Annotated in this window: 11 protein-coding genes and 1 pseudogene; 5 read left to right on the forward strand and 7 right to left on the reverse strand. The window is 54.1% G+C overall.

Features of this window, described 5'->3' with window-relative positions; translation table 11 throughout:
- Positions 1-27: 27 nt before the first annotated feature.
- Entirely contained in the window at positions 28-2,295 is a 2,268-nt protein-coding gene (locus B5527_RS05070) for a polysaccharide biosynthesis tyrosine autokinase (protein WP_079600307.1), read from the reverse strand.
- Positions 2,296-2,310: 15 nt separating this feature from the next.
- Positions 2,311-2,925: a hypothetical protein gene (locus B5527_RS05075; RefSeq protein ID WP_079600308.1), complete on the reverse strand. Its 615-nt coding sequence runs from the start codon at positions 2,923-2,925 to the stop codon at positions 2,311-2,313.
- Positions 2,926-3,265: 340 nt separating this feature from the next.
- On the opposite strand from B5527_RS05075, the gene B5527_RS05080 reads away from it, so the two are divergent.
- On the forward strand, positions 3,266-4,051 hold the full coding sequence (locus tag B5527_RS05080; RefSeq protein ID WP_197689273.1) for a metallophosphoesterase: 786 nt from the start codon (positions 3,266-3,268) through the stop codon (positions 4,049-4,051).
- Positions 4,052-4,053: 2 nt separating this feature from the next.
- Here the strand turns inward: B5527_RS05080 and B5527_RS05085 are convergent, their stop codons facing one another.
- Complete coding sequence (locus B5527_RS05085) at positions 4,054-5,160, reverse strand: glycosyltransferase (RefSeq protein WP_079607081.1); 1,107 nt, start codon at positions 5,158-5,160, stop codon at positions 4,054-4,056.
- Between the two features lie 446 nt (positions 5,161-5,606).
- Between B5527_RS05085 and B5527_RS05090 the strand changes: the two genes are divergently transcribed.
- Positions 5,607-6,770, forward strand: coding sequence for a glycosyltransferase family 4 protein (locus B5527_RS05090; RefSeq protein ID WP_245332503.1), 1,164 nt, complete (start codon positions 5,607-5,609; stop codon positions 6,768-6,770).
- A 7-nt stretch (positions 6,771-6,777) separates the two neighbouring features.
- Positions 6,778-7,677 carry a glycosyltransferase family 2 protein gene (locus B5527_RS05095; RefSeq protein WP_079600311.1) on the forward strand — a complete coding sequence of 300 codons (900 nt, stop codon included), beginning with the start codon at positions 6,778-6,780 and terminating at the stop codon, positions 7,675-7,677.
- Positions 7,678-7,844: 167 nt separating this feature from the next.
- Here the strand turns inward: B5527_RS05095 and B5527_RS05100 are convergent, their stop codons facing one another.
- Positions 7,845-8,945: a glycosyltransferase gene (locus B5527_RS05100; protein WP_245332504.1), complete on the reverse strand. Its 1,101-nt coding sequence runs from the start codon at positions 8,943-8,945 to the stop codon at positions 7,845-7,847.
- A 112-nt stretch (positions 8,946-9,057) separates the two neighbouring features.
- A complete protein-coding gene (locus tag B5527_RS05105; protein ID WP_079600312.1) occupies positions 9,058-10,314 on the reverse strand; it encodes a glycosyltransferase in 1,257 nt (418 codons plus the stop codon).
- A 158-nt stretch (positions 10,315-10,472) separates the two neighbouring features.
- Here B5527_RS05105 and B5527_RS46090 point away from each other — a divergent pair, with 158 nt between their 5' ends.
- On the forward strand, positions 10,473-10,682 hold the full coding sequence (locus B5527_RS46090; protein WP_245332505.1) for a hypothetical protein: 210 nt from the start codon (positions 10,473-10,475) through the stop codon (positions 10,680-10,682).
- Between the two features lie 30 nt (positions 10,683-10,712).
- Here B5527_RS46090 and B5527_RS47525 read toward each other — a convergent pair.
- Positions 10,713-11,297 (reverse strand): annotated as a pseudogene (locus B5527_RS47525) (glycosyltransferase family 2 protein); the annotation flags it as partial.
- Positions 11,298-11,629: 332 nt separating this feature from the next.
- Positions 11,630-12,766 carry a glycosyltransferase gene (locus tag B5527_RS05115; protein ID WP_079600314.1) on the reverse strand — a complete coding sequence of 379 codons (1,137 nt, stop codon included), beginning with the start codon at positions 12,764-12,766 and terminating at the stop codon, positions 11,630-11,632.
- A gap of 479 nt (positions 12,767-13,245) precedes the next feature.
- On the opposite strand from B5527_RS05115, the gene B5527_RS05120 reads away from it, so the two are divergent.
- On the forward strand, positions 13,246-14,304 hold the full coding sequence (locus tag B5527_RS05120; RefSeq protein ID WP_079600315.1) for an NAD-dependent epimerase/dehydratase family protein: 1,059 nt from the start codon (positions 13,246-13,248) through the stop codon (positions 14,302-14,304).
- Positions 14,305-14,320: the final 16 nt, after the last annotated feature.

Below are 14,320 nucleotides of genomic sequence, written 5' to 3' on the forward strand. Positions count from 1 at the left end.
GCGCCAATCGAAACACCCAATCCGGACCTAAGCTGCCTCCGGCGAAATATTTTCATTAGAGTAATACATGTAGCGTCGATCCGAATATCCCTCAAAACGATGCATAACAGCTTCGTCGGTCTTGTTCAGCACCGCGCCCAAAAGCCGCTCCGATAAAACCGGGGACGTACGCATAGCCTTGACGATTTCATCGGTCGACGTCGCCGCCCATTCGACAACCAGGACGAAAGCATCAAATAAATGGGCGGTAGCCTTGACGTCCACGACCGGAAGGATAGGCGGCAGGTCAACGAGAATATAATCGTACTCGCTGCTTGCCGCCTTAAGCATGTCCTTTATGGCAGAAGCCGTGAGAATATCCGAACTGTTAGACGTCTTGGTCCGAGCCGAAGCGGGTAAGAAGTCGAATTTGAAGTTGATATCCGAAATCACCAGATCTTTGAAATCCGATCTGTCCGCGACCATATTGAGCAATCCTGGCGCGTTTGAGTATCCTAGCGCTCTGGTCATGGCGGGATTACGCAAATCCGCATCGATCAAGAGAGTACGCGCGCCGGCCTTAGCGAGAAACGCCGCAAAACTGGTCGCGACGGTCGTCTTACCTTCGCCAGTTAGTGCAGAAACGATCCCGATGATTTTGGCTCCAGTGGGATGAAGATCAATCGCCACCTTGATATATCGAAGTGCCTCCGCAGTCGAAGAGAACGGTGCCGCATCGATAATTTGACGGAACGCGCGAGAATCTCGAGTGGCGCGCAGCCGGTTAAGACCGGGCTTGGTCTTCTTTAAAGCCGGCAGCACGGCAAGACAACTCGTGTTTAACAGCCCTTCAATCTGCGAGCGGGTGTGGATCTGTCGATTCATCTGTTCACGAGCAAACGCGGCGATTCCTCCAAGGGCTAACCCGCACAGCGTTGCCAGTGCCATCGTCAACGTGATCTTGGGTGAACTGGGCCGACTCGGGGGGGAGGCGACTGTCACCAGTCGGGCCTCAGTGGAAGGGAACGATTGCTGCTGGACGGATTGTGTGAAGCGGGTCAAAAACGTCTCATAAATTCCGCGATACGTGTTGGATGCAGTCTCGAGTTCACGCAGCCGCACTTGCGCCTGCCGCGCCGAGGCCGACTTTTGGAAAACTTCCGTCATCCGTTTATCAATCGCCTCTTCCTGACTTCGAGCAATTGCCAGCTCACTCTTATAACTCTCGGAAATCCGGGAAACTTCGTCCCAAATCGCGCGTTGGAGGCCAGCCATTTCAGCGCGAAGATTTCGTGCCGCGATGTGATCCGACCCGTAACGGGAACTCCATTCTGATTCTTTGCCCTGATCGTCCAGATATTGCTGGCGGAGCCTGGTGATCACAGGATTGCTCAAGGCGTCGTTTACGACCGGGTCGGGAATGTCAAGATTTCCTTTGTTGTTCGATCGCTGCTCCAAAACACGCGTTATGCGATCAACCTTTGCTCTCGCCTGAGTGGTATCGGATCGGGCCTTGGCTAGAGCAGTGCCAAGCTGATCAAGTTCGACTTCACTCGCTAATTTTCCGTCTACTCCGATTATGATGTTGTTTTCGGATTTAAAGTCTTGAACCTCTTTGAAAGCATTGCTGGCCTGCTGGCGCAGCTCTCCAATCCGCAGCTGCAACCATTCGCTCGCACGGCGGGTCGCTTCAAACTTCGCTTGCAACTGATCTTCGATATAGGCATCCGCTACCGCGTTAGCGATCGTCGCAGCCTTCTCCCTGCTTAGGGAAGTATATTGAATCTGTTCGATATAGCTGTGGCCAAGCCGCAAGACTTTCAGATTGCTCTTGAAGACACCCAACGCCTGCTGCACTAATTCGTCGTTCAATACTGCCGGCTTGGAAGGGTCCGGGCTGGGTGGTGAACGGAATAGAGTAAATATCCGCGACAAAATGCTGGGGCTTGCTCCGGTAAATTCCGGATCTTCCGTCAAATGCAATCGCTTGATAACGGCCAAAGCAACCGTTTCGGACTTGGTGGTTTCGATTTCGCTTTCGACGGAAGCGTCTTCAACCGATAGTTTTTCAGTAGACAACTCGGATTGGGTCCACGTGACTTTTTTGGTATCGATAATCATGTCCGCTTGCGCGGTGTATTTAGTTGGCGAGGTCACGATGTAGAGCGCACCGACGACGATCGACAAACCGGTGATGATGGCGATCAAGCGCCATTGACGCGAAAGAAAGACGCGAACCTGGGTCAACCCGGTGAACGGATCGTCCTTTACCGCCGTCTCGTAGGGTTGATTGAGAAATTGATTCGCGAAATTCATGGTGATTTTCTCTGACTAAGTGCGCCTCATGGCCCCGGCTCGCTCATGTAGCGCGTCGAACTTGCTGGAACTGCCGCAGCCCGTCAAAGCGGATTGATTCAGAGCGGCGACGCCAAATACGCCTGCCGTATTCGTTGAAGAAGCGCCACCACCATCCGAGCCGGACGTACCGCGGACCGACCGGTGCGGGTTAATGACGACCATGCTCCCCGCGGAACCGGTTGCAGCTGTCGACAGATCACCCACCACCGCTGTGAATAGGGTCTGGAACTGGCTGTCTTCAAAACCTGCCGCCGCTCGCTGAACTTGCGGCGCAACCTGCTGATCGACGGCCAGACAAGTCAGCGCCGGCTGGGCAACGCCCGCCGCAATTGCCCCCTGGAACCGTGGTTGTGCGGTTTGCGCCACGTAACCGAGATCGGGCGCGAGTTGTGGTTCGTTCACTGCGAGATTTCCCGCAGAGGCAGCCACGGCTGGCCAATCCGTGCCGGGGGCGCGGATTGTGCTGAACTCATTAAGGTCTTCAAATGAAAGCGGGGGAACCATCATACACGCCGTGGCTGCCGGGTTTCCGAAAAGGGCAGTAACCGCCACCAACCCAAAGACAACGCTCATCAATTTAATACCCATGACATTCCCCGTTTCAAATGCAAAGATCCTCCGCTATTTGTTTGGCGCCGCAATATTTAATCGAGTTAGTAACTCATATGGCCCGCGCGATCAACCAACTTTCGCTGGCTGAGGTTGCTCCGCCGAAAGGCCGCAACCGCGCAATTGGAGTATCTCTATGAAATCAATGGTTTTAACCGACCGAAGAGCGCGCCTTGTCGCGTCAAGTTTTAGCAGAATTAAGCATCTAACGTGCCAGTATAGTATAATTAACGAAAGCGTGATAAGTTGCCGGATAGCCGGTTTAATGTGGATTTGACCATATTGGCTTACAAATTCCGTATTTGCGCGGCGAAGTGACGTGCGTTCAACAGTCTGGCTGCACGAGAAGTTTTTGGTTCGCGGCCGGCGGCCGTCATTGCCGGCCGGACTTCGTGTCTACGCAATCGGCGATATCCATGGTCGACTGGATTTGCTCAATCAATTGCTGGCCCTCATCGATGCGGATATGGAGCAATTTCCAGCGACCAGGCCGGTCTACGTGTTCCTGGGCGATTACATTGATCGCGGGCATTGGTCGCGCGAAACGATCGAGCGACTCATTGAGCATGCTGCCGAGCATGAATCGGTATTCCTGAAGGGCAACCATGAACTGATTGCTATCAGTTGTTTAAGCGACGGCACCAAGATCGATCAATGGTTGCGTCTTGGCGGCATGGAAACGTTGTCATCTTATGGTGTCGGGGCAGACTTAGTCGCCAATCGCAAGCAGACGGCCGGAACGCAACTGGCGTTTCACAGCGCACTGCCGCAGTCGCATTTTCGCTTTTTTCGAAACTTGCGGGAATGGTTTGCGAGCGGGGATTTTTTCTTCGTCCATGCCGGAGTGAATCCTGATGTTGATCTCGCGCATCAGACGGAAAAAGACCTGTTATGGATTAGACACGAATTTCTCTTTTCGAGCCGGGATTTCGGAAAAATCATCATCCATGGACATACACCGACCACGGAAATTGAGCTGCGGTCAAATCGGATCAATATAGACACGGGCGCCTTTGCGACCGGTCGCTTAACTTGTCTGGTGATTGAGGGCGAAACATTGTCGGTCATCGATACCGTGCCTAATCAAAAAAATTGCCAGCGTTGAGCTCACCGCCAAGATGAGTGCTTTTGGGCCTGTAAATCCTCTATATGCGCACGCATCTTGGCAAAAAACTGATCGCGACCGAATTGCCTGGCGTGTCTAGTAATTTTTTCCGGATCGAAACTTATATCAGCAAGGCTCGCGACCGCTGCCGAGATGGCCTCGACAGTATGTTCGTTAAAAAAAACCCCAGAGACGCCGTTTGCTACGGTTTCCACCGCACCACCGCGGCCGAATGCGACGACAGGCCGACCGCTCGCCATGGCTTCAACAGGGACCATGCCGAAGTCTTCTTCACCAGGAAAAATCAACGCTTGGCATCTGGCATAGTGTCGTTTGAGAACTTCGAATGGCTGTGGACCAAGAACCGAGACGGTCGGGCCGGCAAGTTGACGGATCTCCTCTAGCATGTCACCTCCGCCAATGACGATCAGCTTCGATTTCATTGCATTGAAGGCACGCACCGCAAGGTCAGGTCGTTTATAAGCGACGAGTTCGCCAACCATAAGATAGTAGTCTTCAAGTTCCGAAGTCGGTGCGATCGAAAATGCCTCGGTGTCGACGGGAGGAGAAATAACTTTCGAATCGACCCCGTAATAGCGTCGAATACGCTTTGCGACGGTCTGCGAATTGGCAACAAAACTGTCGACGCGCGCGGCCGAGGAAACGTCCCACATTCGCAGATAATGCGATAGGGAAGGCATCAATAGTCGCGCCATCGGACCGGCGCCTTCCCTGTAATCGTGATACATATTCCAAATGTATCTCATCGGAGTGTGACAGTAGCAGACGTGGAGCGCGTCCGGGGCTGGAATTACTCCTTTTGCCGGTCCTGATTCGCTGCTGATGACTAGATCGTAGCCCCGCAGATCGAATTGCTCGAGTGCCATTGGCATCAGCGGCAGATAAGTCTTGTACATTTTGGCAGCGCGGGGCAGAGAATTAATGAAACTCGGAACGACCTTGTGCTGGCGAATCGTTTCGGAAATCTCCTGCGGCGCGTAAACATGGGTGAAGATGTCTGCCTGCGGATACATCTCGCATAGCGCCTCGATTACCTTTTCGCCGCCGCGCATACCCACCAGCCAGTAGTGAACGATTGCGACTTTCATCAAATTCCCCCAAACCCCGGCGGTTCGCGGTGCGCGTTCACGCACCATTCTACATGCATTCAATCGGCAGCATTAAATCGCCCAAAACCAGGGCGTCCAATGGCCTGGGTTTCGAACCTCGATGCTGGTGCTGGGCTATTCTTTGCTAGCGTTCGAATTGCTGCCGTGCTTGTCCCTGTTGGGTAGACCTTATTCCATTCTCAGGCACCCGCGGCCACGATTGCGGGCGTCCAAGACCGATGGATGCCGATTAATACTAAAACCAGCGTCTTGCGCTGTCTAACGTTAACGTATTCTTTTCAGGCAGAGGAAGCTTGCCTTGTTTGGAATTACGAGCATCGTTAAGTGCCGTCGGCCGCGGGTCTTTCGGGGAACGATGGTCGACCCGTCTATTTGGCATTATGACAGCGGATCTTTATCGAACGGACAGGTGAGGGCTTTTTGCATTGAAACGTCGAAGCATTGAAGTGTATTTAAAACGACCAGACAATGAGATGGCGGTGCGCTTTCGGCGGTTAGCAATCAACGGTAAATTTCTGACTGCGGGACCGACGGGCGTGCACCGGGTTGCCGAGCAACTCGTGCGCCAGCTGGCAATGCATCGCGACGAGCTCGCCGATCTGTTTGAACAGCCTCCGCGTCTTATTACTCCGCCCAACGCACATAATGAATCTCTCGATGTATTCGACCGGGAGCGCCGTGGCGTGTTCCGCGGTCAGTTATGGGAGCAAATCGATCTTCCGCGGCTAACCCGATCGGATCTGCTGCTGAACCTTTGCAATTTGGGGCCGATGGCAAGCAGAGCCGCGATCACCATGGTTCATGACGCCCAGACGTTCACGACGCCAAAATCATATTCGTGGGCTTTCGGCAATTGGTACCGCAACGTGTTGCCGGTGCTGGGGCATAGACACGCACGGATACTGGCGGTGTCTGAGTTCTCAGCGAATGAATTGGCGCGGGTTGGCGTTGCTCGGCGAGACAGTATCTCCGTCGTGCCTAATGGGGTCGATCACCTGCTCGACTGTGCCTCGCAGCCTGAAATTGTCCAACTGCTAGCCCTTGATCCTCGCAAATTTATAGTTGGGCTATCCAACGTCCAGGTCCACAAGAATATTGGCGTGTTACTCAAGGCGTTTGCGGCGTCCGAGTTGGACCAACTGAAGCTCGTTCTGGTCGGAGCCGCTAAGCGCGAAGAATTCGAGATGCTTGGGCATTCGGTACCGTCCAATGTTGTGTTCGCTGGGCGGATTAGCGACGGAGAATTGCGGGCCCTGCTGGAATCCGCCTTGTGTGTTGGCTTTCCTTCTACAACGGAGGGATTTGGCCTGCCGCCGCTCGAAGGTATGAGTCTTGGCTGTCCAGCGGTGTTGGCGCCATGTGGTGCGTTGCCTGAAGTTGGAGGCGGCAGCGCTCTTTTTGCCGGGCCGGCCGATCCCCGGCAATGGGTCGCTGCCATCCGACGGCTTGCTGACGATGCTGACTTCTGGGCCAACTATTCTCGCGCCGGCCGCCAACGTGCGGGCTCATTTACCTGGAGGCGCGCAGGACAAAAACTGGTCGATGTTATCAAAGAGGTTGTTCTGGCCGATGTCGCCCAAGGTCGATAGTACATCAATGACGACTCACTCGCCCAGCCGAATTGCCATCGTTATTGCCAGCACTGGCCGGCCGGTGGAACTCGGACGCTGGAGTGATCACGCGCGGAGGCAAACACTTCCGCCATCGGCATTGGTTTATGCCGTTGCGAAGCCCGCGGACTTGCCCCGCTGCAGCGATTTGCAAGGTGCTGTTGCGGTGGTCGCCAGCGTTCCGGGCTTGCCTATACAACGCAACGCAGGTCTCGAGGCAGTGATCAGGTCGAATGATATCATCGCCTATTTCGATGATGATTATGTGCCGTCTTCCTACTGCGTCGAGGGAATCGATCACTTTTTTCGAATGCATCCTGACGTCGCGGCAGCTAATGGGATGCTTCTCGCCGATGGCATTAATTCGGCTGGAATTCCCTACGAGGAGGCGACAGAGTTGGTTAGCCGGCATGATAACCGGCAACGGGCGCAAGGGGTGGTGCTTCATGAATTGAACGGACTTTACGGCTGCAACATGGTTTTTCGCGCCAAGGCTATCGGCGAAGAACGCTTCGACGAACAGCTTCCGTTGTATGCCTGGCAGGAAGACATCGATTTCTCGGCGCGCGTGGGCCGACACGGCCGGCTAGTGAAAACGAACGCATTCCACGGCGTGCATCAAGGCATGAAGGGCGCGAGGCTATCAGGCATTCGCCTCGGATATTCGCAAGTCGTCAATCCGATCTATCTGGTACGCAAAGGGACGCTGCCGGCAAAGGATGCAACCAAGTTAATGCTCAAGAATATCCTTATGAATCATGCCAAGGCACCATTTCCGGAGCCTTGGATTGATCGCCTCGGGCGGTGTAGGGGCAATTGGCTAGCTTTGTTCGACGTGCTGACGGGACGAGACCACCCGAAGAGAATCTTGACGTTGCCCCGATAGGTAAACAATTGTAGTGCTAGTCTGTCCCAAGGTGTTTCCGCGACAAGAGGGGAACATTCAAGATCTTACCGATTTGATCGCACCCATAATGCCGGGCGATCGTTTCGCAGGAGGCGCCGATCTCCTCTTGGTGTGGGTACTATCTTTCCGATCGAGCCGCAGGGTCCTTAGCCCGCGATCGCACGCGTTAGCGCCCAACGCCAACTAGCGACCGCTTTCTCCAACGAAAACCTTGTGACGCTAAGTTGAAGTTGGGAAAGCCGACTGGCGCGCTCCTCATGGGTCATGGCAGCTATCTTTCGCATGCCGGCAGCGATATCAGCCACGTCGAGCGGATTTACGAATACCGCTGCGCAGCCGGCAACCTCTTCCAATGCCCCGCGGCCGCTTAAAACCGGGACCAGACCATAATTAATTGCCTCAGCCGCAGGAAGCCCAAAGCCCTCGAGCAAACTCGGCAAAATGAAGCCCTGTGCCTTTCTGTACAGCCACCGAAGTTGATCGTCTTTCACGTAACCGGCTAGAATTACCCCCGCTGTCGCCTGTGCCAGGGTTATCACCGCCTCCGCGCCCGGCTCCGGACCGCCACAGATGACGTATGCGTACCCTTCCTTCGCAAGCCCCGAAGCATCGAAAGCCTGTATGGAACGCAACTGGTTCTTGCGTGCGCCAATGCTGCCCACTGTCAGAAGGAACTTGGAAGGAATGTCAGGAAACGCTTCTTCGTCTCTCCGCTCCATACCGCTCCGAATTGGCGGATAGACCACCTGCAGCAGAGGGAATTCACTTCCGCAGTAGCTGACGAAATCCCTCCGCGAAGCCTCGCTGACGAACAGCATGAACGGTCTCGCCGCTTTAATCATGTCGAACGCAAGGGTGTACAACTCTCTGACCCCCGGCTCGTAAAGATCGGGATGGGTTATCGGACCCATATCATGACATAAAACCACGTCGTTCGATTTCAAATTATAGAGCACGCATTCCCTTGGGTCGGTAAACACCATCGGACGGGGATGCGAAATCGGCGCCGGACCGATGTGGCCTTGGTAACTCCGCACTCGAAGATCGACTTCGATGCGGGCAAGCCTTCCTAACACTCGTGCAACGGACTTAGGGGGCAGGTTCTTTAGCGGAATTCGCCAGTAATAACAGGTGCGGATCAAATCCCGGGAAGCATCGATCATGTCCTTGCAAAAGAAATACTTACCCGTGCGATTGTTGAGCGCTAACGTGAATTCACAATCCAATGCAGGGGAAACTCCAAGCACAAAACAATCCTCATCTGGTTGATCAAGGTCTAAGATAGAGTGCTGCACTAATCCGGTAGTTGCTCAATTCCTAAATCGGCCCCTGTTGTTGAAGCGGATCCCACAGAGAAGTTCATGGGACCTTCATTCCGCGTTGTAGGAAGTCTTGGAATCCGGTCATGTCCCCGGCTATTGCGAAGCTTTCCCAATAGGCAAGGGCGCTGGCCTGGGCGGCTTCGAGTTCTGAGTTGTTCAAGAGCACCCGCTCGATGCAGGAGCGCTCAATCGGAAAAACGCAGCCCTCGTACCCTGGCGGTAATCCCTCCATTGAGTGGCGCGAAGCGAACACAGGTCGTCCTTGACTGAGTGCTTCGACGGCCTTGATCTTGAGACCGGTACCGTCGACAGGGGAGATAGCCGCTTTTGACGCTGCATAGATGGCGGGCAGATTATCGACGAAGCCGAGCAGTTCGATGTGTGGCTTCCCCTGCGCGAACGCGCGGACGGAAGCGTTTTCCCCGACCCGCCCGACCGCTGCGATCCGCAGCGACGCGAGCCATGTCTTGTTCGCCTCGAAAAACGCCAGCAGACCGCGCGCATTTTGAAACATGTCAGACCCCACGAAGACAAGATCGTAACGGTATCCGGTTTGCGGTCGATCTGCCCTGCGCAGTGGGGTGACAGGTGGATATTGCGGAATGTAGAAAACTTTGGGATCCGCCACAATGGCGCGAAAAAAGCCGGCCTCGACAGGCGAAATTGCGATAATTGCCGCCGTGCAATTGAGCACTCCCAACTCGCTTCGCATCCTGAGCAACGAACGAAGATTGAGGGGCGGCGTGCCATGTTTCTTGGCGACCTGGATAGATTTGATGTCGTGGGTTTCCACCGCAATGGGGACCGACGGCACACCATTAAGCTGCGTCAGGCCGTCGGCATAGTTCACGATCCAAACCGCGTCGCCCGGTTCGGTCACCAGCGCTTCGTAGTTCGGGCTTGCTCCGCGGCGGCGCCACGCGATAATTTCGTGCGCCCTGGCGGGCATAAAAGATGTGAGTGCATTTTTGAGGAACGTCAGGCAACGAAGCACAGGGGTTTGCGTATCCAATACCAATCGAACGGTTGGAAACGCGGTTTTGAACGCGCTTTGAGCGGCTTCGGTCCACGGCTCGGTCGGGTGGTTTTCGAAACTGAAAAGTGTAATTGAATAGCCGGCCTTCACCAGATATTGCAGCAGGGAGGTCATCCGCGCGTGGGCACCGTTACGCAAGTGAATGAACGTTCCATTGTAATAGACCACGACCCGCATGGGCCGCGAGCTAGCCACTGCGGGTCCAACCCGATCTTCATCGCCGACGTAAGAAGATGCTGCCAAGCCGGGCGTGCTCATTCGAGATCAAAGGGTTATTGGGACGCTGGCCAATTGAGCGTGCTCCCTAACATCATTCGATAGGTCCATCCTGGAATTTGTCGCGCCGATTAATCTCTGCCTAGTGACGATAGCCAGAATCGCATGGCGCCCCTGAGGTTACCCCGAAGATTTTTCCGGTGACTGAGACCAAATTCCTTATCGGCGAGCGGACCGCCGAAATACTCCCACAAGCCGCTGCGGATGTCGCGACAAATGCGAAACAACAATTTCCGATCCCTAAGTCCATGCTTGGCGTAAAGTGCCCCGTTGCCAAGATTATACACGTCTTGCAAAAGCTTCACTTCCGCGAAATCTCTCCGTCCATGATGATGAAATACCACGATTGAAGGATCATATAATACCATCACTCCGGACCGGTGCGCGCGGTACACAAAATCCGAGTCCTCTGCTGCCCCGATCGGTTGGCCCGCCCCCAGGCGGGTGTCGAAACGCCCCACGAGTTCCAGGGCTGAGCGCGACATTGTTAGGTTGCAGCCATGTATGAAGCCGCCCGGGTGTCCTCCGGTAAATCTCTGTGGCGCCAAATCGGTCTTGATCGTAAAGGGCAGGTCGCGTGGGTCACCCAATTCAACGCGGCCGCCACGAAGGGCGGGGCCGGCGTCCGTAGCATAAGCTCGCTCAACCTGCGTCAAATAGTCGCGAGCGACTGTGCAATCGTCATCCGTAAAGGCAATTATTTTTCCGGTGGCATGTTCGAGGCCACAATTTCTGGCATGACTTAGACCGCGCTGCTCAGCAAGAAGGACTCTGCAGCGGACCGACGTCGATCTTTGCCAAGCCCGTAGCACGGCAGCAGTCGCGTCCGTCGATCCATTGTTGACGATAAGCAACTCGACTTCTACCGCGCGATTTGCGACTGCCGCCTGTTCTATCGAATTCAAACACGCCGGCAAGCTTTCGGCTCTGTTGCGCGTGCAGACGATGAGCGATATTTGGGGCATCGACAAAAATCGGCATGAGGATAATCTCAATTAACCATCCTAAATATTTACTCTCGCCCATCTAGAGCGGCTCGGTCAATTTGCGTGCGGCTTTTTGTCTCGAACAGTTCCATCACATTCATCAATTAATTGCCGAATTGTGAGTAAATCCTCCCGATGGGAAATAATAATTGTTGCCACCCTGTTGGCCCTTGCGGGGTATGTAACCTCCGGACCCAGATTAGTGACCGATCTCGCAGCGGCGGCGCGCCGCCGTGCCCGCCGATTTCCTGTTTAGGAGAAGCCTAGCCGCCGGTGGGACTGTTCTGCTCATGGAAAAGGCGCAGAAATGTCTAACCTGCAGTATCGTATTGCGTCGTCGGGTCAAACCGTGCGGCAGCCAACGCCAGGCGCCGTTTGCGGTCTTTGAGCTTTTCATGCGGATCGATTTGCAAATCCTTGAGAATTGACTCAAAACGATAAGCGAGATCATGTTTGAGCAAAGACATGTAGACATTTCGCCGCTTAATTGAGCTCATGCGTTTCGTCTCACCCTCCAAGCTGCGCAAAAAGCCAAGATAATCGAAATCGCCGACGGGTGCTGGAATTATCACATCCTCCCAGTCAAACAACCTGGGATAATCAAGCGACGTCGGAGGCGTGCCGAACATCACTGTCCCAGCGGCTGCTCCTTCGTAACATCGATACGTAATCGAATCCTCTTCGCCGGCAAGCTCAACCTCCCTGCTGTGAAAGGATCTAATGCCGAAATTCGGAAAAAATTTTGTCTGCTTCAAAAGCTGTCTCTTCGACAAGCAGTGACCGGCAAAGTCTTTGAGGAACGGCACCGAGCTGTCGAATGAATCGAAAACATAGTTGATCGAACCAGAAACCATCGCCCGCAGCATCTGATCGTGCATCGTCGGAAATCTCCGACCCATGGCATAGACATCGATTGTGCGTTCGCGTTCAATAGAGGCCGGCATCGTTTCCAAGGCCGGAATGCCGTACGCCAAATAATGCACCGGGGGACTGATCATTGATTGAAATAACGGTATTGAACCGATCGACCCGCTGTATACGATGTCAAACGCGTTCAGAACCGTAAGACTTTTTTCAAATTGTTTCAGTTCTGTCCCAAAGGCCTTCAAAACGACGCAAGCAGTTTTGTTGGCCCGGCGTCGCCAGTTCCTAATGCGCGCGATGTCGGGAAGGTCCGGCAGTACGGTTGCAACATATACAAAGAGTTCATAGTCGTCTTCAACCTCGACCGGTTCGATCCGATAGGAAGTGCCTAGCCCGGTCAGCGATTTAATCCGGCGTTTTGCTTTGTCGATGCGTAGTTGCCGGGAACTGTTGGTTGGGCCTGGAGCGAGAACATCCGCGTCATCGCAGCCGGCAAAACCCCAAACCGTCTCGTAGCAATGGGTATCGTATATATAATGCGTCGCGTTGTAATGCGAAGCGACGAGAATGCGGCTTCGGCTCATTTGTACTCCTCGCTGTTAGTCCATGTCCGTGACGATAGCTGAGGTCATTGTCCCAATAGCCCTTTTTGATTAACTTATGAGCGGTGGTGAACATTCAAGGAAACGCAGTGGAGCGCCAAGCATCATATATTTTGCTTTACCGCCGAAAGGAAACATTATCTGCCTCAGCGTGAGTTCCCCGCCAAGGCCTGGCAAAATCGCACCAAATCGAGCTCAACGCCGCCACAACATCTTCGCCATACCTGGCGCGGTTCGATGACCGGCTCAATTAAATAGCCCCGTTCGTTGACCGATTAATCTATTTGAACGCCCCGCGGGGAGCAAAGTATCTTGCGGCGACTGCTATTCGGCCATATTAATCGGAATGGCCCATGGCTCTCGGCGTCGTGGGTTTTGCGGATTGTTTGTGGACAGTTTAATGCTTAAAACCTGATAACTGTTCAGAGTGGGGCGCTCAGGCTGGTGAGCGAAATCGGAACGTGAAGATATTGATTACTGGAAACATGGGTTACGTCGGCCCGCCGGTGGCCAAATATTTGCGGACGGCCCGGCCTGACGCGACCTTACGCGGCTTCGACAATGCATATTTCGCTCATTGCCTTACCGGTGCGTCGGTCTTCCCGGAACGAGATCTCAACGAGCAATTCTATGGCGACGTACGCACAATCCCTGTCGAAATGATGCGCGGTTGCGATGCGGTTGTCCAACTCGCGGCCATTTCGAACGATCCAATGGGAAATCAATTCGAAGCTGTAACGTTGGATATCAATCAAAATACGACGATCTCTATTGCAAAGGCCGCCGCCAAAGCCGGCGTCAAGAATTTTGTGTTCGCCTCAAGTTGCAGCGTCTACGGGATCGCCAAGGGCCCTCCGCGAAAAGAGACAGACCCGCTCAATCCAATCACGGCCTATGCAAAATCCAAGATCGGCGCCGAGTGGGAACTGCAGAAAATCGACACCGACATGGTGGTGACCAGCCTGCGCTTTGCGACGGCCTGTGGCATGTCGGACCGCCTCCGGCTTGACCTGGTGCTCAATGATTTTGTGGCGTGCGCAATCAGTCGGGGAGAAATTACCGTACTGTCAGACGGCTCGCCCTGGCGTCCGTTGATTGACGTGGCCGATATGGCTCGTGCGATCGATTGGGCAATTGATCGGCCGGCCCAAAATGGTGGTCGGTATTTAGCGGTCAACGCCGGCTCAAATGATCGCAATTATCAAGTCCGCGACCTCGCAAATGCTGTGGCCGCGGCCAATCCTGGCACCAAGGTCTCGATCAACACTTTGGCGCCCGTTGATAGCCGGTCTTATCAAGTGGATTTTGGACTATTTCACTCGCTAGCTCCCAATCATCAGCCCTTGGTCGATTTAGACCAATCGATCCAAAACCTGATCGCAGGCTTAAAAAGGATGAATTTCAAGGACGCTGACTTCCGCTTTTCCGAGCTCATGAGGTTGAAGGTGCTGCAAGGACATATCGACAACGATCGGTTGAACCTGGAGTTAAAGTGGAAGAAGTCGGCCGCCAAACATTAGGTTGGCCGCAGGAGTA

Origin of the sequence: Bradyrhizobium erythrophlei, from assembly GCF_900129425.1 — a bacterium.
Taxonomy (GTDB): Bacteria; Pseudomonadota; Alphaproteobacteria; order Rhizobiales; family Xanthobacteraceae; genus Bradyrhizobium; species Bradyrhizobium erythrophlei_C.

Bases quoted from the DNA above. Each gene is read 5' to 3' on its own strand.
- B5527_RS05070 (WP_079600307.1), bottom strand. From the start codon at position 2,295: ATGAATTTCGCGAATCAATTTCTCAATCAACCCTACGAGACGGCGGTA.
- B5527_RS05075 (WP_079600308.1), bottom strand. From the start codon at position 2,925: ATGGGTATTAAATTGATGAGCGTTGTCTTTGGGTTGGTGGCGGTTACT.
- B5527_RS05085 (WP_079607081.1), bottom strand. From the start codon at position 5,160: ATGAAAGTCGCAATCGTTCACTACTGGCTGGTGGGTATGCGCGGCGGC.
- B5527_RS05095 (WP_079600311.1), top strand. From the start codon at position 6,778: ATGACGACTCACTCGCCCAGCCGAATTGCCATCGTTATTGCCAGCACT.
- B5527_RS05105 (WP_079600312.1), bottom strand. From the start codon at position 10,314: ATGAGCACGCCCGGCTTGGCAGCATCTTCTTACGTCGGCGATGAAGAT.
- B5527_RS05115 (WP_079600314.1), bottom strand. From the start codon at position 12,766: ATGAGCCGAAGCCGCATTCTCGTCGCTTCGCATTACAACGCGACGCAT.